Source organism: Bosea sp. 685, from assembly GCF_031884435.1.
Classification (GTDB): domain Bacteria; phylum Pseudomonadota; class Alphaproteobacteria; order Rhizobiales; family Beijerinckiaceae; genus Allobosea.
The window spans coordinates 6394861-6412500 of the sequence record NZ_CP134779.1; the positions used below are offsets into that span (position 1 = coordinate 6394861).

The 17640-nt window shown below is 65.5% G+C and carries 21 protein-coding genes; 9 read left to right on the forward strand and 12 right to left on the reverse strand.

Annotation, left to right across the window (positions count from 1 at the left end; all coding sequences use genetic code 11):
* Window positions 1-137: 137 nt before the first annotated feature.
* The gene (gene acnA / locus RMR04_RS31115) at window positions 138-2849 is read right to left on the reverse strand and encodes an aconitate hydratase AcnA (RefSeq protein WP_311912346.1); all 2712 of its coding nucleotides are present in this window, start codon (window positions 2847-2849) and stop codon (window positions 138-140) included.
* A 253-nt stretch (window positions 2850-3102) separates the two neighbouring features.
* On the opposite strand from acnA, the gene ccmA reads away from it, so the two are divergent.
* On the forward strand, window positions 3103-3699 hold the full coding sequence (ccmA, locus tag RMR04_RS31120) for a heme ABC exporter ATP-binding protein CcmA (RefSeq protein ID WP_311915999.1): 597 nt from the start codon (window positions 3103-3105) through the stop codon (window positions 3697-3699).
* On the forward strand, window positions 3696-4364 hold the full coding sequence (gene ccmB, locus RMR04_RS31125) for a heme exporter protein CcmB (RefSeq protein WP_311912347.1): 669 nt from the start codon (window positions 3696-3698) through the stop codon (window positions 4362-4364). Before ccmA ends, ccmB begins: the two co-directional genes overlap by 4 nt.
* On the opposite strand, the gene RMR04_RS31130 is transcribed toward ccmB, so the two are convergent.
* Window positions 4361-4609 carry a hypothetical protein gene (locus RMR04_RS31130; protein WP_311912348.1) on the reverse strand — a complete coding sequence of 83 codons (249 nt, stop codon included), beginning with the start codon at window positions 4607-4609 and terminating at the stop codon, window positions 4361-4363. The genes ccmB and RMR04_RS31130 overlap by 4 nt on opposite strands.
* Before the next feature lie 298 nt (window positions 4610-4907).
* Here RMR04_RS31130 and RMR04_RS31135 point away from each other — a divergent pair, with 298 nt between their 5' ends.
* From RMR04_RS31135 to RMR04_RS31150, 4 genes are all read left to right on the forward strand, one after another.
* On the forward strand, window positions 4908-5150 hold the full coding sequence (locus RMR04_RS31135; RefSeq protein ID WP_311912349.1) for a hypothetical protein: 243 nt from the start codon (window positions 4908-4910) through the stop codon (window positions 5148-5150).
* A gap of 117 nt (window positions 5151-5267) precedes the next feature.
* Window positions 5268-6029: a heme ABC transporter permease gene (locus RMR04_RS31140; RefSeq protein ID WP_311912350.1), complete on the forward strand. Its 762-nt coding sequence runs from the start codon at window positions 5268-5270 to the stop codon at window positions 6027-6029.
* Window positions 6030-6037: 8 nt separating this feature from the next.
* Window positions 6038-6211, forward strand: coding sequence for a heme exporter protein CcmD (gene ccmD / locus RMR04_RS31145; RefSeq protein WP_311912351.1), 174 nt, complete (start codon window positions 6038-6040; stop codon window positions 6209-6211).
* Window positions 6208-6807, forward strand: a complete 600-nt coding sequence (locus RMR04_RS31150; RefSeq protein ID WP_311912352.1) for a DsbE family thiol:disulfide interchange protein — start codon at window positions 6208-6210, stop codon at window positions 6805-6807. The genes ccmD and RMR04_RS31150 overlap by 4 nt, the downstream gene beginning before the upstream one ends.
* Before the next feature lie 6 nt (window positions 6808-6813).
* Here RMR04_RS31150 and RMR04_RS31155 read toward each other — a convergent pair whose 3' ends face one another.
* From RMR04_RS31155 to purC, 7 genes are all read right to left on the reverse strand, one after another.
* Window positions 6814-7098: an addiction module antidote protein gene (locus RMR04_RS31155; RefSeq protein WP_311912353.1), complete on the reverse strand. Its 285-nt coding sequence runs from the start codon at window positions 7096-7098 to the stop codon at window positions 6814-6816.
* A 1-nt stretch (window position 7099) separates the two neighbouring features.
* The gene (locus RMR04_RS31160) at window positions 7100-7390 is read right to left on the reverse strand and encodes a type II toxin-antitoxin system RelE/ParE family toxin (RefSeq protein ID WP_311916000.1); all 291 of its coding nucleotides are present in this window, start codon (window positions 7388-7390) and stop codon (window positions 7100-7102) included.
* Window positions 7391-7463: 73 nt separating this feature from the next.
* The gene (purQ, locus tag RMR04_RS31165) at window positions 7464-8159 is read right to left on the reverse strand and encodes a phosphoribosylformylglycinamidine synthase subunit PurQ (RefSeq protein ID WP_311912354.1); all 696 of its coding nucleotides are present in this window, start codon (window positions 8157-8159) and stop codon (window positions 7464-7466) included.
* Entirely contained in the window at window positions 8156-8689 is a 534-nt protein-coding gene (locus RMR04_RS31170) for a GNAT family N-acetyltransferase (RefSeq protein WP_311912355.1), read from the reverse strand. Before RMR04_RS31170 ends, purQ begins: the two co-directional genes overlap by 4 nt.
* A gap of 139 nt (window positions 8690-8828) precedes the next feature.
* Window positions 8829-9071: a phosphoribosylformylglycinamidine synthase subunit PurS gene (purS, locus tag RMR04_RS31175; protein WP_311912356.1), complete on the reverse strand. Its 243-nt coding sequence runs from the start codon at window positions 9069-9071 to the stop codon at window positions 8829-8831.
* A 206-nt stretch (window positions 9072-9277) separates the two neighbouring features.
* Window positions 9278-9829, reverse strand: coding sequence for a hypothetical protein (locus RMR04_RS31180; RefSeq protein ID WP_311912357.1), 552 nt, complete (start codon window positions 9827-9829; stop codon window positions 9278-9280).
* Window positions 9830-9915: 86 nt separating this feature from the next.
* The gene (gene purC, locus RMR04_RS31185) at window positions 9916-10710 is read right to left on the reverse strand and encodes a phosphoribosylaminoimidazolesuccinocarboxamide synthase (RefSeq protein ID WP_069689009.1); all 795 of its coding nucleotides are present in this window, start codon (window positions 10708-10710) and stop codon (window positions 9916-9918) included.
* Between the two features lie 358 nt (window positions 10711-11068).
* Between purC and RMR04_RS31190 the strand changes: the two genes are divergently transcribed.
* Window positions 11069-11392, forward strand: a complete 324-nt coding sequence (locus RMR04_RS31190; RefSeq protein ID WP_103721301.1) for a DUF1476 domain-containing protein — start codon at window positions 11069-11071, stop codon at window positions 11390-11392.
* A 319-nt stretch (window positions 11393-11711) separates the two neighbouring features.
* Window positions 11712-12491 carry an HpcH/HpaI aldolase family protein gene (locus RMR04_RS31195; RefSeq protein ID WP_311912358.1) on the forward strand — a complete coding sequence of 260 codons (780 nt, stop codon included), beginning with the start codon at window positions 11712-11714 and terminating at the stop codon, window positions 12489-12491.
* Window positions 12492-12500: 9 nt separating this feature from the next.
* On the opposite strand, the gene RMR04_RS31200 is transcribed toward RMR04_RS31195, so the two are convergent.
* Entirely contained in the window at window positions 12501-13271 is a 771-nt protein-coding gene (locus RMR04_RS31200) for a DNA-3-methyladenine glycosylase family protein (protein ID WP_311912359.1), read from the reverse strand.
* A gap of 112 nt (window positions 13272-13383) precedes the next feature.
* Here RMR04_RS31200 and gluQRS point away from each other — a divergent pair, with 112 nt between their 5' ends.
* Complete coding sequence (gene gluQRS / locus RMR04_RS31205) at window positions 13384-14265, forward strand: tRNA glutamyl-Q(34) synthetase GluQRS (RefSeq protein WP_311912360.1); 882 nt, start codon at window positions 13384-13386, stop codon at window positions 14263-14265.
* A 21-nt stretch (window positions 14266-14286) separates the two neighbouring features.
* Here the strand turns inward: gluQRS and RMR04_RS31210 are convergent, their stop codons facing one another.
* Window positions 14287-15204, reverse strand: a complete 918-nt coding sequence (locus tag RMR04_RS31210; RefSeq protein ID WP_311912361.1) for an AEC family transporter — start codon at window positions 15202-15204, stop codon at window positions 14287-14289.
* Window positions 15205-15315: 111 nt separating this feature from the next.
* On the reverse strand, window positions 15316-17352 hold the full coding sequence (locus RMR04_RS31215) for a peptidoglycan DD-metalloendopeptidase family protein (RefSeq protein ID WP_311912362.1): 2037 nt from the start codon (window positions 17350-17352) through the stop codon (window positions 15316-15318).
* Between the last annotated feature and the right edge of the window lie 288 nt (window positions 17353-17640).

Sequence of the window (17640 nt, forward strand, 5' to 3'; positions counted from 1 at the left end):
GCGGAAAGAGAACAACCTTGCGCGCCGAGAAGCGCGTCATGGCCGGGCTTGACCCGGCCATCGCTTGCTGAGGAGCCTCTTGTGGAAAGAGGTTCTCGGGTCCGCGCATCGCGCGGCCCGAGAATGACGTGCCGGGATCAGGCTGCGATACCGCGCAGCACATATTGCAGGATGCCGGCGTTCTTGAAGTAGTCGATCTCGTCCAGCGTATCGATGCGGCACAGGATCGGCACCTTCTTGACCTTGCCGTCGGCCGAGGTGATCTCGGCTTCCAGCATCTGGCGCGGCTTCACGGTGGCGAGGCCCTTGATGGTCACGCTCTCGTCGCCCTTGAGATCGAGCGAAGCCCAGCTCGTGCCCTCGGCTAGGGTGAACGGCACCACGCCCATGCCGACCAGGTTCGAGCGGTGGATGCGCTCGAAGCTCTGGGCGATCACGGCCTTGACGCCGAGCAGGTTGGTGCCTTTCGCCGCCCAGTCGCGCGAGGAGCCGTTGCCGTATTCGACGCCGGCGAAGACGACCAGCGGCACTTTCTCCTGCTGATAGCGCATCGCCGCGTCATAGATCGGCAGCTCTTCCTTGCTGGGATAGTGGATGGTGTAGCCACCTTCGCGCCCGTTGGGGCCCATCATGTGGTTGCGGATGCGGATATTGGCGAAGGTGCCGCGCATCATCACCTCATGGTTGCCGCGCCGCGTACCGTACTGGTTGAAGTCGGCGACTTCGACGCCGTGCTCCATCAGATACTTGCCCGCGGGCGAAGCCGCCTTGATCGAACCGGCCGGCGAGATGTGGTCGGTGGTGATCTTGTCGCCGAACAGGCCCAGGATGCGGGCGCCGATGATCTCGGTGACGGGCTTCGGCGTCTTGCTGATGCCCTCGAAATAGGGCGGGTTCTGCACATAGGTCGAGGCGTCTTCCCAGGCATAGGTCTGGCTCTGGGGCGTCTTGACCTTCTGCCAGTTGGCGTCGCCCTTGAAGACGTCGGCATATTTCGCCTTGAAGATCGCCTTGGTGACGTTCTTGGCGATGAAGGCCTGGATTTCCTTGTTGGTCGGCCAGATGTCCTTCAGGAAGACCGGCTTGCCGGTCTTGTCCATGCCGAGCGGCTCGGTGGTCAGGTCGAGCTGCACCGTGCCCGCCAGAGCGTAGGCGACGACCAGCGGCGGCGAGGCGAGGTAGTTCGCCTGCACGTCGGGCGAGACGCGGCCCTCGAAATTGCGGTTGCCGGAGATGACGGCGGCCGCGATCAGGCCCTGCTCGTTGATGGTCTTGGAGATCTCCGTCGGCAGCGGCCCGGAATTGCCGATGCAGGTGGTGCAGCCGAAGCCGACCAGGTTGAAGCCGAGCTTGTCGAGGTCCTTCTGCAGGCCGGCCTTGGCGAGATACTCCGCCACGACCTGCGAGCCGGGGGCGAGCGAGGTCTTGACCCAGGGCTTGACCTTCAGGCCCTTGGCGACCGCGTTGCGGGCGAGCAGGCCCGCCGCCATCAGCACCGAGGGGTTGGAGGTGTTGGTGCAGGAGGTGATCGCGGCGATGACGACGTCGCCATGGCCGAGGTCGAAGTTCTTGCCCTCGACCTTGACCCGGCGCGCGAGCTCGACACCCTTCTTGTATTCGGTGTCCATCGCGGCGGCGAAGCCGGCCTTGATCGCGCCGAGATCGGCGCGGCCTTCGGGGCGCTTGGGGCCGGCCATTGAGGCCATGACCGTGGTCAGGTCGAGCTCGAGCGTGTCGGTGAAGACCGGGTCGGGCGTGGCGCGGGTGGCGAACAAGCCTTGCGCCTTCGAATATTTCTCGACGAGAGCGACGCGGGCCGGCTTGCGGCTGGTGGTGTCGAGATAGTTCAGGGTCTCGGCGTCCACCGGGAAGAAGCCGCAGGTGGCGCCGTATTCAGGGCCCATATTGGCGATGGTCGCGCGGTCGGCGAGCGTCAGCGCATAGAGGCCGGGCCCGAAGAACTCGACGAATTTGCCGACGACGCCCTTCTTGCGCAGCATCTGGGTGACGGTTAGCACGAGGTCGGTCGCGGTGATGCCTTCCTTGAGCTTGCCGGTGAGCTTGAAGCCGATGACCTCGGGCAGCAGCATCGACTGCGGCTGGCCGAGCATGGCGGCTTCGGCCTCGATGCCGCCGACGCCCCAGCCGAGCACGGCCAGGCCGTTGACCATGGTGGTGTGCGAATCGGTGCCGACCACGGTATCGGGATAGGCGACCTCGACGGTCTCGGTCTTCTTGCCCTTCTTCACCTTCTCCTTGCCCGTCCAGACGGTCTGGGCGAGGTATTCGAGATTGACTTGGTGGCAGATGCCGGTGCCGGGCGGGACGACGCGGAAATTGTCGAAGGCGAGCTGGCCCCATTTCAGGAAGCGGTAGCGCTCGCCATTGCGCTGATATTCGAGGTCGACGTTGGCTTTAAGCGCCTTGGGCGAGCCGAATTCGTCGACGATGACGGAATGGTCGATGACCAGATCGACTGGGACCAGCGGGTTGATCTTCTTGGGGTCGCCGCCGAGCGCCTTGACGCCGTCACGCATCGCGGCGAGGTCGACCACGGCGGGAACGCCGGTGAAGTCCTGCATCAGCACGCGGGCGGGGCGGAAGCCGATCTCCTTGCCGGCCTTGCCCTTGTCGTCGAGCCAGCCGACGAAAGCCTCGATATCAGCCTTGGTGACCGAGCGGCCATCCTCGAAGCGCAGCAGGTTCTCGAGCAGCACCTTCATCGAGAAGGGCAGCTTCGAGATACCGGGCAGGCCGTTCTTCTCGGCGATCTTGAGGGAATAGTAGACGTATTTCTTGGTGCCGACGGTCAAGGTTTTGCGGCATTTGAAGGAGTCGAGCGAAGCCATGCGGGCTATCCTGATCAAGGGGTTGCGGTCGCGAGCCGGTGAGCCTTGCGGCTTTGCCGGATCGAAGGCCTAATGCGCATGACGCGCGCGCCGCCTCGGGAGTGCCCGAGCCCCGCGCCGGATCGGCGTGCGGCGTAGCCACGGGTTCTATAGAGCAATTCCAAGAAGCCCGCTACATGTACCGTATGAGCTCGGCGATGACTTTGACGCTTGGGAAGACGCTTTAACCTTGCCGCGATTTTCATTCCCCGCGCTGGCCCTGAACGCTGAGAATCTCGCCTGCCGGCGGGGCGGCCGCTTGATTTTCGAGGGCTTGAGCTTCCGGCTCGGTCATGGTGAGGCGATCGCGCTGACCGGGCGCAATGGCGCCGGCAAATCGAGCCTGATCGCGCTGCTGTGCGGCCGGCTGCGGCCCGACGCCGGGACCATGCGAATCGAGGGAGCTGAGGATGCGCCGCTGGCCGAGCTCAGCCATCTCGTCGGTCACCGCGACGGGCTGAAGGTCACGCTGACGGCGCAGGAGAACCTCGTCTTCGCGCAAGCTCTGCTCGGTGAACCCGGCGCGACGCCGCAGGATGCGCTCTCGGCTGTCGGCCTGCCGCATGTCGCCGGCCTGCCGGTGGGCTATCTTTCGGCCGGGCAGCGCCGCCGTGTCGCCCTGGCGCGGCTTCTGGTGTCGCGGCGCCCGTTCTGGCTGCTCGACGAGCCGATGGCAGCGCTGGACGCTGCCGCGCAAGCGATGCTGGCCGGGCTGATGCGCGATCATCTCGCGCAGGGCGGTGCGATCCTGGCAGCGACGCATGGGCCGCTGGGCCTCGAAACCGCACGCGAATTGAGGATCGGGCCGTGAGCCGCGCCTTCCTCGCCATCTTGAAGCGCGACCTCTTACTCGCCTCGCGCGCCGGCGGGGGTGGGGAGTTGGCGCTCGTCTTCTTCCTGACGCTGGTCGTGCTGGTGCCATTCGCGCTCGGGCCCGATCTCAACCTGCTGTCGCGGATCGGTCCGGCCATTCTCTGGCTGGGCGCGCTGCTTTCGACGCTGATCGGGCTCGACCGGCTGTTCCAGAGCGATGAGGAGGACGGCTCGCTCGATCTGATCCGCGCCTCGGCGCTACCGCTCGAACTCGCAGTGCTGGCCAAGGGGCTGGCGCATTGGCTGACGACCGGTCTGCCATTGGCGCTGGCCGCACCGTTGCTCGGCCTCCTGGTCGCGCTCCCAGTGGAGGCGATGCTGCCGGTCGCGGCGACCTTGCTGGTCGGAACCCCGGCGCTGAGCTTCATCGGCGCCGCGGCGGCGGCATTGACGGCCGGCTTGCGGCGTGGCGGTCTGATCCTGCCCGTCCTGGTCGCACCGCTGACGATTCCGGTGCTGATCTTCGGCGTCTCGGCCGCCAACAGCGCGTTGGGCGGCACAATTCCGTTCCTGACGCCGTTCCTGATCCTGTGCGCCTTGTCGCTGGGCTCGCTCGTGATCGGTACGGTCGCGGCGGCCCTGGCGCTGCGCCAGGCGGATTAGGACAAGGCCGACGGCCGCTCGACAAGGTGCGCCTCGCGATCGCCGAACTCCAGGGCGCAACCGCATTGCGCTGCAGCCCGCGCCACCATGTTCGCGATGTCTTCGAGCGCGACATTCTGATCTTCGTGCTTGCGGCGAATGCTCTCGGCCGTCGCAAAAACATCCAGAACCAGCGACTGGCTGAGGCTGAACCTGACGGTTTCCTTGATGTCGTCTTGGATGCTGCTGGATAGCTGGATCAGCATGGCTGGCCCTCCTGTTCAGGATCGAACATGGGGTCAGCGTCGGCTCGACACAACCTAAAAATCAAAAAAACTATTATATATTTCAATTAGTTAGCAATAAACGCCGATGGCGATACCAAAGTCATTGACGGTGCCGACGACAATGGCTGCAACGCGGCCGTCGGTCCTTCCTGAGCCAGAGCCGGCGCATTGGATGTCGGGGTCGACGGCTAAATTGCCGTTTTTTTAGCCGCTTGTTGATTTACCAGATAATGCCACTATTAATCCACTTACTCATTTAGCTCATGGGGGACGGGCGATGGCTGAGCTGGAACGTGCCGACAGGCTTCAGATCATGCTGAATCAGGACGAACTGCGCGCGGTCGAGGACTTCCGCTTCGAGAAGCGGATGCCGAGCCGCGCCGCCGCGGTTCGCGAATTGCTGCGGCGCGGGCTGGAGTCGGAAGGCTTCAGTCTGGCTGCTGAAGGCGTCCGATCGCGCGACTTTGGCGTCGTCAGCAGTAATGGATCCGAGGCATCGTCCCAGCAAAACGAGGACTAACCCAATCACCACGACGCGATTTGCCGCGCGCGTCGTGGATTGTTGAGACGCGCCGTCATTGCTAGATCAGTTCAAGTTCCGGCTTCCGCCGGATGAGGACAAGCCGATCGCGATGACATGGCCAGCCTGATCGATTTCGCGAATCCGACGCGCTTCATGCGCCTGTCGGGCGCGCTGTTGCCGTGGATGACCGGCGCGGCCACGCTGCTGCTCGCGCTCGGCTTCTATCTCGCCTGGTTCGTCGCTCCGGCCGATTACCAGCAGGGCGAGACCATCCGGATCATGTTCGTGCACGTCCCGGCCGCCTGGCTCGCGTTGATGTTCTACACGATGATGGCGGTCTCCGGTCTCGGCACATTGGTCTGGCGGCACCCCCTGGCGGATGTCGCCCAGAAGGCGGCGGCGCCGATCGGGGCGTGTTTCGCGCTGATCTGCCTGCTCACCGGCGCCTTCTGGGGCAAGCCGATGTGGGGCACCTATTGGGTCTGGGATGCACGGTTGACCTCGGTGCTCGTGCTGTTCCTGATCTATCTCGGCATCATCGCGCTCTGGCGCGCGCTCGACGATTCCGCCCGGGCCGGGCGGGCGGTGGCGATCCTGACGCTGGTCGGTTTCGTCAATGTGCCGATCATCAAATTCTCGGTCGACTGGTGGAACACGCTGCATCAGCCGGCTTCGGTGTTTCGCGCGGGCGGACCGACGATCCACCCCTCCATGCTGTGGCCCCTGCTGATCCTGGCGCTGGGGTTCACCTTGCTGGGCCTGGGCCTGCATCTCGTGGCGATGCGGGCCGAGATTATGCGCCGGCGGGTGCGCACGCTGACGATCCTGGAAGCCGAGCGGCTCGACCGGCTGGCGGCACAGGCGGTGCCGGCATGAGCGCTCTCATGAGCGGTCTGGGCCCGCATGCCGGCTTCATCCTCGCCTCCTATGGCGCGGTCATCCTGATCCTTGGCGGCTTGATCGCGGCGATTCTCTTCGATCACAGGGCGCAGAAGCGCGCGCTCGCGGCGCTGGAGCAGCGCGGCGCAGGCCGCCGCCCGAACAAGGCGTCGTCATGAGCGAACTCGATATCGAAACGGCGCCACGCCGCCGCTCGCCACTGGTTTTCCTGATCCCGCTGATCCTGTTCGGCGCGCTGGCGCTGGTCTTCGCGGTCGGCCTGTTCTCGGGCGACGCCAGCAAGGTGCCCTCGGCCCTGATCGGAAAGCCTGCCCCGGCGATCACGCTGTCGCAGCTCGACGGGCTGCAGCGGGACGGGCAGCCCGTGCCGGCTTTCGCGATGGCGGATCTGGCGAAGGGCCGCGCCACACTCGTCAACGTCTTCGCCAGCTGGTGCGCGCCCTGCCGGGTCGAGCACCCCTTCCTGGTGGCCATGGCCGAATCGCCGGCGGTGAAGGCCGGCAAGGTCGCGCTGGTGGGCATGAACTACAAGGACGAGGCGGAGAACGCCCGGCGCTTCCTGGGCGCGCTCGGCAATCCCTATTCGGCTGTCGGCGTCGACCGGAGCGGGCGCGCGGCGATCGAATGGGGCGTCTATGGCGTGCCCGAGACCTTCCTGATCGGCCCGGACGGGCGGATCCTGGAAAAGCATGTCGGGCCGCTCGATGCCCAAACCGCCGGGCGCCTGTTGACGCGGGCGGCGGCTGGGAAGTAGCGCTGCTCAGGCCGGAACGAGGGTCAATCTGAGGCCGAGGACCTTTGTCGCGGCGGCAAGCGTCTGCAAACGCGGATTCCCGCCCGCGCGGAACGTCTTGTAGATCGTCTCGCGGCTGATGCCGGCTTCCTCGGCGAATTTGGTGACTCCGCGCGCGCGCGCGATGTCGCCGAGCGCGATCGCGATGAAGCTCGGGTCATCTTCGGCGAGAGCGGCTTCGAGATAGGCAGTCTGTTCGCTTTGCGTCTTCAGGTGGTCCTGAATGTCGAAACGAGTGGTTTCAAGCGCCATGTCACACCTCCCTCGCCAAGCGTTGGGCCTCTGCGATATCGGCCTGCTGGGACCGCTTGTCGCCTCCACAGAGCAGGATCACGATGTCGGGTCCGCGTTGGACGAAATAGACGCGATATCCGGGGCCGTGGTCGATCCTGAGTTCGCGCACGCCTTCGCCGACGGCTTTCAAATCGCCGAAATTGCCATGCTCTACCCGGCGGAGCCGGGCAACGATCCGCAAGCGCGCGGAGATGTCCCGCAAGCCATTGATCCATTGTGTGAAAGCGTGCGTCTGGCGAAGCTCGAACACCATGCTAGCCTAAGCCCGGCGCCCGCGATCTGTCAACTATGATACACAGTTCAGGGGCTTTGCCTGCCTGCGTTCAGGCGGCGCGCTTGCCGCTCATCAGGCTTGCGAACATGCCGCGCCCGTCGATGCCGCCGGTCAGCGAATCGATCAGGTTCTCGGGATGCGGCATCAGGCCGAGCACGTTGAGTTTGGGCGAATAGATGCCGGCGATATTGTTCTGCGAGCCGTTCGGATTGGCGGCGGCGGTAATCCGGCCCTGCGCATCGGCATAGCGGAAGGCGACGAGGCCTTCGCCTTCGAGTCGCGCCAGGGTCTCCGTGTCGGCAATGTAGTTGCCCTCGCCATGGGCGATGCAGACATCGATGACCTGACCCTTGGCATAGGCGTTGGCGTAGGGCGTATCGGTGCGTTCGACCGTCAGATGCTGGCGCCTGCAGACGAATTTGAGGTCGGCGTTGCGCATCAGGATGCCCGGCAGGAGCCCGGCCTCGCAGACGATCTGGAAGCCGTTGCAGATGCCCAGCACATAGCCGCCGCGCTCGGCATGGGCGCGGGTCGCGTCCATGATGTTGGCGCGCCCGGCGATTGCGCCCGTCCGCAGATAGTCGCCATAGGAGAAGCCGCCGGGCAGCACCACGAGATCGGTGCCTGCCGGCAGGGCCGTATCGGCGTGCCAGACATGGGCGACCGTCGCGCCGGCCTGCTTCAGCGCCTTGGCGACGTCGCCATCGCGATTGGAGCCTGGAAAGGTGATGACGGCGGCTTTCACGGGGTCTCACTCCTCGGCTTGCGATCGCGGTAGCGCGCAGCATCGATCGACATGATCGTCATGACGGCAGGGGCGCCATTGCGTTGCACCTCGCTCAGCCCGTCCTCTCTCATGCCGAGCTTGGTGTAAAGGGCTATGCCGCGCGCATTATGCGGCCAAACGCGCAACCAGGCCTTCGCGGCGCCCAATTTGTCGAAGATCAGCGCCAGCGCATGGTCGAGCAGGGCGCGGCCATGGCCGCGTCCCTGGCTCAGGACCGCGATCCGGCGCACCAAGACGGCGCTGGCGGCGGGCGCGTTCTCCTGCAAGATCACGAAGCCTATGACGGCGCGGTCGGAATCGAGCGCAACGATATAGCGATGGCTCGGCTCAACCAGCGCCGCGAGATGCTCTTCGCGGCTCCAGCGCCCGACGGTGTCGTCGTAGCCGGGCTGGCGTTCGCAAGCCATGATCGCATCGACGTCGTCACGGGTCGCGGGGCGAAGCGCGATGGTCGCGACCGCTGCCGGCTGGGGCGCGATTCTCGTCATGGCGGCTAGATCACGTCGCATTCGGACGATGCCGTCCGAGTACGAAAAACATGATCGATTCCAGGAGTTGAGAGCATTGCCCTTGCGAAAAACCGGGGCCCACTTTTTCGCGCAATGCTCTGGCTCGCGAGACTGCCGGTCAGGCGCCGATCTCGACGCGGTAGTTCTCGATCACGGTGTTCGCGAGCAATTTCTCGCAAGCGATCTTTAGCGCGGCTTCGGCAGCAATGGCATCCTGGCCGGCGAGCTCGATGTCGAAGACCTTGCCCTGGCGGACTGAATCGACGCCGGCGATGCCGAGCGATTTCAGCGCGCCCTCGATCGCCTTGCCCTGCGGATCGAGCACGCCGGTCTTGAGGGTGACGGTGACGCGGGCTTTCATGAGGTTCTCCGGGCGTTTGTTGCGCGTGGCCTAGAGCAGGATGCGAAAAAGTGGGAACCGGTTTTTCGCATTGATCCTGCTCTGACCCTTAGATGAGAGACGGATTCAGGTTTCAGATGGGATCACTTCGTGAGCCCATCTGAAACCACCCGGCTCTAACGGCGAATCGATGCCGGCTCAACCTCTCCTGCGCGGTTTCACGTGAATCAGCGGTCGCGCCAGGCCGCGCGCGCTTGGTTGCGGGCGGCGTCGGGATCCTGGCTCACGCCCAGCGCCAGGTTCAGGCGGGAGCCGTCGCGGCCCGACAGGATCGCGGTGACGGCGCGCTTGCCGCTTGCGTCGCGGGTGCGGATCTCGACGAGCAGGCCCTGGGCTCCGTCCTCGCTGAAACGAGAGACGGTCGTCGTGCTCTTGGGAGCGGTCGGCTTTGCCGTCTTGGCCTTCTTGCTCGCTTCGTTGCTCGTCGGCTTCTTGCTCGTCGACTTGGCGAAATCGCGCGCGAGCCGGGCCGGGTCCGTCGCCAGTGTCTTCTCCATTGCGTCAGCCTCGCGGCCTTCCAGCGAGATCAGCGCGGCGAAACCCTGTCTGGTGCAGGTCGCGCGCGGGCAAAACGACATCGCCTTCGCCGAGAGCCCGTCATTCAGGACCCAGGATTCGATCGGCAAGGGTTGCCAGCCGCGCTCGGCCGGGAGTTCGGTGATGCCGAAGCCGTAATGGTTGCTGCAGCTGGCGAGCAGCAGCGCGCTCGCCAGCGTCACGGCGACATGAAAACGGGAGCGCGAAGGCTCCCGTTTCAGTCTTGTGATCTGTTCGCGATGAAGGCTCACGGCACCAGGCGCGGCGATTACTGCACCAGCCGGGGGCCCGCCGGTCCGACCTTCTCGTTCTCGCCGAGGATGCCGAGGCGACGAGCGACTTCGGTATAGGCCTCGATCAGCCCGCCCATGTCGCGACGGAAGCGGTCCTTGTCCATCTTGTCCTTCGACTTGATGTCCCAGAGCCGGCAGGAATCAGGGCTGATCTCGTCGGCGACGACGATACGCATCATCTCGCCTTCCCAGAGCCGGCCGCACTCCATCTTGAAGTCGACGAGGCGGATGCCGGCGCCGAGGAACAGGCCGGACAGGAAGTCGTTGACGCGGATGGCCAGCGCCATGATGTCGTCGATCTCCTGGGGCGTCGCCCAGCCGAAGGCGGTGATGTGCTCTTCGGAGACCATCGGGTCGTTCAGCGCGTCGTTCTTGTAATAGAACTCGATGATCGAGCGCGGCAGTTGCGTGCCTTCCTCCAGCCCGAGACGGGTGGAGAGCGAGCCGGCGGCGACGTTGCGCACCACGACTTCGAGCGGAATGATCTCGACCTCGCGGATGAGCTGCTCGCGCATGTTCAGCCGGCGGATGAAATGCGTGGGCACGCCGATATCGTTGAGATTGGAGAAGATGTGCTCCGAAATCCGGTTGTTCAGCACGCCTTTGCCGTCGATCACTTCATGCTTTTTGGCATTGAAGGCGGTCGCGTCGTCCTTGAAATGCTGGATCAGCGTACCGGGCTCGGGTCCTTCATAGAGGACCTTCGCCTTGCCTTCGTAGATGCGACGGCGGCGATTCATTGGGATGTACCGTGGCTTGAGGAAATCCAAAGGTCGGCCTTTCTCTGGTCGCGGTCGCCCGCGGCGGGATCGGGGCCCCTGATCAGCCGGTCCTGCGCGATCTGCGCTGATTCCGATTCTTAGGCGGGATCAGCCTAGACCGCATGGCCGGCCGGCTCAATGCGAAGGCGGCAGCCAAGGCCATCTTCGCGCCCGCTATATGGGACTTCTGCACTGCAAACGCAACAAATCCGCTCTGGAAGCCTTGACGCAGGGATAATCGGCCTGCTCGCGATCGGGCGCGGCAGCATTCCGCTCTGGCTCTGGGCGGCCCGCCGTCCTATATGGCTCAGAACCAAGCCTTCCCGAGCCCTTTTCCAGCGCGCGCCCCGCGAGAGGACTTAAAAAGATGTCGACATTCGATCAGCGCAAGGACGCCTTCGAGAACAAATTCGCTCATGACGAGGAGTTGCGCTTCAAGGCGACGGCGCGGCGCAACAAGCTGCTCGGCCTCTGGGCTGCCGAAAAGCTGGGCAAGAGCGGCGCCGAGGCTGACGTCTATGCGAAGGCCGTCGTGGTGGCGGATTTCGAGGAGGCCGGTGACGAGGACGTCGTGCGCAAGGTCAAGGCCGATTTCGCGGCCGGGGCGGTGACGGTCGGCGATGCCGAGATTCGCCAGATCATGGCGGAGCTTCTGGTCAAGGCCGCCGAAGAGATCCAGGCCGGCCGCTAGTGGAACGAATTTGACATTTGCCTCGCGCCCGATATCGGGCGGATAGCAAATGTCAAATTCATAAGTTCCACTAGAAAACCAAAGAGTTGCTAGTGGTTTTGATGATTCCGACATTTGCTCCGAGCCCGATATAGAATGGGGAGCAAATGTCGGAATCAAACCACTAGAGCGCGCTGCCCGGCTAACGCAGGATGCCGGCAAACGCAGGACGCATGTGAGACGGGCGCATGGGCGCCCGTTTGCTTTTGGGCGCTGCCCCGGTCCACTTTGAGCGACCCGCCATCCCCCAAGAGCGGGCCCCGGAACCGGATGAACGCCCATGTCGAAGCCCACCGTGCTGTCCTCGCTCGCCGACCGTCTCGCCAAGGGCGACAAGATCCTCTCGGCCTGGTCGAGCATTCCTGAGCCGAGCGTCAGCGGCATTCTCGCGCAGGAGGCGTTCGACGCCGTCACGCTCGACATGCAGCACGGACCGATCACGCTGGGCGAGGTCATTCGCGCGATTCCGCTGATCAACGCCGCGGGCAAGCCGGCATTGGCGCGTCTTCCGGTCGGCGAGTTCCAGAACGTCTCGAAGCTGCTCGATGCCGGCGTTTCCGGCGTGATCGCGCCGATGATCAACACGATGGAGGATGCGCGCCGTTTCGCCGCCTATTCGAAGTATCCGCCGATGGGCGAGCGCAGCTGGGGCAGCTACGGCGCGCTCGGCACCTCCGGGCTCGACGCGAACAGCTATTTCAAGGCGGCCAACGGCTTCTCGCTCTCCTTTGCGATGATCGAGACGCGCGAGGCGATCGCCATTCTCGACGACATCCTGGCGCTGCCGGGCATCGACGCCGTCTTCGTCGGCCCTTCCGATCTTTCGATCGCGCTGTCGGGTGGCGCGTTGGTCGATGCGACGATTCCCGAGGTCGATGAAGCGATCCGCCACATCGTTGCGCGCGCATCCGCCGTCAACAAGCCGGTGGCGATCTATGCCCAGTCGGCGGAGCGGGCGAAGGATTTCTTCGCGCTCGGCGCCAGGATGGTGACGCTGATGAGCGATACCGCGCTGATGCGCGCCGGCGCCCAGGCGGCGATCAAGACGATCAGGGGCTGATCCGAGCGCTCAAGCGTTGATGCCGTCGCGCTTCTTCAAGGCGGCGTAATAGGCCCAGAGCAATCGCGCCGCGACGCCCCGCCATGGCCGCCAGGCTTCGGCGAGCGCCGCGAGCTCGGCTGCTTTCGGACGGGCCGGCAGGTCGAAGGCCTGCCGCGCAGCCTCCTGGATCGCGAGGTCGCCGGCGGCGAAGCCGTCGCGATGGCCAAGGCAGAACAAGAGGTAGATGTCCGCCGTCCAGGGGCCGATGCCGGAGACGGCGGTCATGTGCTCATGCACTGCCTCGGGCGTGGCGGCCTCCAGCGCCTCGAAGCGCAAGCTACCCTCGACGAGCGCGGCGGCGACCGCGCGCAAGGTACGCTGCTTGGGCCGCGAGAGGCCCGATAATCGCATCTCCTCGTCGCTAGCGGCCAGGATGCGCTCCGGCGTCAGGGGCGCAAGCACGCTCTCGACGCGGGCCCAGACGGCGCGGGCGCTCGCCACCGATAATTGCTGGGAGACGATGATGGCCGCCAGCCCCGCGAACCCGCCGGGGCGGCGGCGCAGCGGCGGCAGACCGACCTTGTCGATGATCCCAGCCCAATGCGGCTGCAGCGCGCGCAGCGCCGCCATGCCTTCCTCGAGATCGGCTTCGCAGGTGATCAGGTTGCAGGTGATCAAGTTGGAGGTGATCAGGTTGGGGGTAATCAGGTTCATGGCGGGCTGATGGAACGGCATGGGCGAGACGAGGATTGTCAGCAGCGCGGCGTCGTGGCCTTGGCTGGCTGTCGGCGAAACCATAGAGCGCTTTTGAGCGAAGTGGATACCGGCCCGCGTGAAGAAAACGCATTAAAACAAAGAGCTAGAGCGATTTTGGGTCCAATTGAACCGGAAATTACTCTAGACAAGGCGGATGGCAGCGTCCTCCCCCGTTTTCGCGGAGCCGGTCTTCCGCTTCGCGCCGAGCCCGAACGGGCGGCTGCATCTCGGCCATGCGCTGTCGGTACTGACGAATGAACGGCTGGCGCACAAGCTGGGCGGCCGGCTGCTGCTGCGGATCGAGGATATCGACATCACTCGCTGCAAGCCGGAATTCGAGGCAGGGATCAGGGAGGATCTTGCCTGGCTTGGCCTGCGCTTCGACGGCGCGGTCCGGCGGCAATCCGAGCATGTCGAGAGCTATGCCGAGGCGGCGAGGCGGCTGCAGGCGCGGGGGCTGGTCTATCCCTGCTTCTGCTCACGCCAAGTGATCAAACGTGCGGTCGCCCTGCATAAGGCTTGGCGGGTCGATCCCGACGGCGCGCCGCTTTATCCTGGAACCTGTCGCGCATGCGATCCAGCCGAGGCTGCAGCGCGCATCGGGGCGGGCGAGCCGCATCTGCTGCGGTTGGCGATGGACCGCGCGATCGAGGTGATAGGCGGGGCAGCCGGCTATGTGGCTTTCGACGAGGCAGGGCAAGAACGGTCGGTCGCCGCGGAGCCCGCAGATTGGGGCGATGTCGTGCTGGCGCGCAAGGAGGTGCCGACGAGCTATCACCTTTCGGTCGCGCTCGACGATGCGCTGCAAGGCGTGACCCATGTCGTGCGCGGGCGCGATCTCGAAGCCGCGACCGACATCCATGTCGTGCTGCAGCGGCTGCTGGGCCTGCCGACACCGCGCTATCATTTCCATCCGCTGTTGAGCGACGAGACCGGGCAGAAGCTGGCGAAGAGCCGGCTCTCGGAAAGCCTCGCCGATCTCAGGGCGCGCGGTGTCACGGCCGCAGAGATCAGGGCGCAGCTAAGTTTCGACTGAGCGGCCTCCCGGTTTGCGTCGTCAGCTCACCCCGAGCCAGGTCAGCCAGGCCGTGGTGGTGAAGAGCGAGAGCATGGTCGAGAGCGCGATCGCGCTGGATGCGTCGGCGACGCCCTGCTTGTAGCGCTCGGCGAAGAGATAGGCGTTGATACCGCAGGGGCAGGCGGCGAAGAGCACGGCGACGCCCGACCAATGCGCCGGCATCTGGAAGACCATGGTCGCCAGCGCGTAGACGATCAGTGGATGCAGCCCGAGCTTGAGCCCGCTCAGGATCGCCGGCAGAGCGAGGCCCGATGTCAGGCCGTAACGCCGCATGGCGATGCCGAGGCTGATGAGCGCGCAGGGCACGGCGGCGCCGGCCAGGAGGTCGACGATCGTCCAGAGCGGCTCGGGGATCAGGCCGATGATCGGGCGCGCCGCCGAGCCAAGCAGGATGCCGATGATGATCGGGTGGGTGAACAGCCGCTTGATCATCATCGTGATCGAGGCCGAGCGGCCTTCGGCGAGCAAGGTGGCGATCGTCATCGTGACCGGCAGATGGACCGCCAGCAGCAGGCCGAGCGGCACGGCGCCGGCGTCGCCATAGGCCTTCAGGATCATCGGTACGCCGACGAAGACGGTGTTGGATTGCGCGGCGGCGAAGCCCGAAACCACGAGTTCCGGGCCCTTGCGGGCAAAAATGCGGCTCGCGATCAGCATGGCCAGCGCCCAGACGATGGCGAGGCCGGTGAAATAGGCGATCCAGTAGCCCCAGGGCTGGGTGGCCGGAATATCCGCCTTGGCGAGCGTGCGGAAGAGCAGGCAGGGCAGGGCCAGGACGAAGACGAAGTCGGAGAGGCCCTCGCCGGTGGTCTCCCGCACGATCTTGGCCCAGCGCGCGAGATAGCCGAGGCTGATCAGGCCGAAAACGGGCAGGACGACGATGAGGGCGGCGAGCATCGGCCAAATTCGCGGGGCAGGAGCGGAACAGGCTTTCCCGGTGTGCCCTCGCTGGCGCTAAGTCAAGCGCGCGATGCGACGCGGCATCGCCTGGACGGCTCCGCCATGCGCTCAGCGCAACTGTGCGACCGTACCGCCGGCCTTCACGATCAAGCCCTGGATCTCGTCGCGCTGGCGCTTGAACTCCGCCAGCGCACCGCCCTGGAGTTCGCGGCCGCGCGGCACGCGGATCTTCATCGGGTTCACGAAATTATCGTTGACCTTGACCTCGTAATGCAGATGCGGGCCGGTCGAGAGACCGGTCGAGCCGAGATAGCCGATAATCTGGCCCTGCCGGACCTTTGCACCGGGCACGATGCCGTTGGCGAAGTTGGACTGGTGCGAATAGGTCGTGACGTAGCCATTGGCGTGCTGGATCTCAGTGTGCTTGCCATAGCCTGAGGACCAGCCGGCGCTGATGATCGTGCCGTTGCCCGCCGCCAGGATCGGCGTGCCGATACGGTTGGCCCAGTCCACGCCGGTATGCATCTTCGAATAGCGCATGATCGGGTGGTAGCGCATGCCGAAGCCCGAGCGCATCTCGCCTTCGGCGATCGGCTTGCGCAGCAGGAATTTCTTCAGCGAACGGCCCTCTTCGTCGAAATACTCGATCAGCCCGTCCTCGGGCGCCTGGTAGCGGAAGACGCGGCGTGTCTCGCCGTTGATGGTCAAGGCTGCCGACAGGATCTCGGCGCGCTCGCCTTCCTCCTCCTCGGTGAAGATAACCTCGAGATTGTCGCCGCCGCGCACGCGCTGCTGGAAATCGACGTCATAGGAGAAGATGCGGACGAGCTCGTCGACAAGCGGGCGCGGCATCTCATGGCGCAGACCGGTCTCGTAGAGGCTGTCATAGAGCTTGGCGCCGGTGCTGCCGCCGCCATCCTCGTCCTCCTCCTCATCCTGCCCGTCGCCGGTCTTGCGCTGCGGGCGCTGCGGGCCGACCAGGTCCTGGCGGGGCAAGGTGACGGAGACGAAGGCGCCGGCGTCGTTGATCGCGATCGTGCCGTCGGGCTGGCCCGCGGTCAGGAAAGAGACCCGCACGATCTGTCTGACATCGCCGGGGCGCGGGCCCGGCGCGAAGAGAACCTGCAGAACCTGACCATCGGGAAGGGCCGTGACGCGGACCTTGCCGCCAAAAGCCTGCATCATGCCGCGGATCTGGTCCTGGCTCGCGCCGGCAGCACGCATGGTCTGCTCGAAATTCTCGCCGCGCTTGGCGATCACCAGCTTCTCCTCGACCAGCGGCTCGCGCGAGGCGGGGATCGGGGTCTTGGGCGCGTTGGTGACGTTCTCGGGAACGACGCGGACCTCGATGCCGGAGAAGCGCGTATCGCTCGGCGCATAGGCCAAGAGGTCGCCGGCAGTCGGGGCCGCGCCGGTGAGCGTGCGGCTCAGCATCAATTGCGGCGGGATCGGCAGGCTGCGTTGCCGCCCGGCGGCCGCGGCATTGGCGCGCTCTTCCTCCATCTGGGTGATGACCTCGGCGTCGCCGAGCTGGGCTTTGCCGTCGGGGACCTGGATATCGGTCAGGTCGCGTTTCACGATGGTCACGTCGGCGTCGGGGAGATCCTGCACCGGCTCGGCGTAGCGCTCGCTGGGCTGGCCGCCCTCGGCGAAGAGCCGCAACGGGTTGAAGGGCGGAATATTGGTCGCATAGACGCCGGTCGTCATCGACAGGTTGGATGCGAGGCGGATGAAGGGCCGGACGCGGATGACCTCGCGATCCCCGAGCTTCTGTGACATCGGCGCGCGCACGGCCTGGCGTGCGGCGATCACGGGTTGCTCGGCCACGAGCTTGTCCGCCTTGCGGGCTCCGCCGCCGGCGCCGGCGCCCGAGGAGGCACGCGCCGTCACGGTCTCGGGCTGTTCGGGAAAGCTGGTGTCGCCGCGCATCGCGATCAGGATGGCGGCGCCGAGCAGGGCCGCGCCGCAGGAGCCGACGAGCATGCAGGCGAAGAGCCAGCGCACCGAGATGCCGCGCCGGTCCTGCAATTGATGCGCGGAGCCGTCCGGCTGGATCGGCGGCTCGATCCCGAGATCGATCAGCAGCGCCGCGGCCTCGGGGGCGAGCGGTTCTGCTGGGGCGTTGAACTCGGGATGGGCGTTCATCGTCTGGCGTCTTGATCCGTCTTTATCCGCACCTGCAAGCCTAGCCATGCGGACAAACCTGCCGCCGGGCGCGGGAGCCTCGCCCGCTCGGGCTGGGAGACCATGCCCGCGCGGCGGCGCGGAATCAATCGCGCAACGAGCGGGAGGCGCTCTCATGGCCTTGGATTGCGGCTGTTTACGGGCGTCCTGCGAGTGCGCCTCGCGCGAACGCTCGCATACGCGCGCGAACAATTAAGTCCTGCCCATAGCGAAGGCGGCGGCCGCCCAAAAAAATGGCCCGCTGTCTAA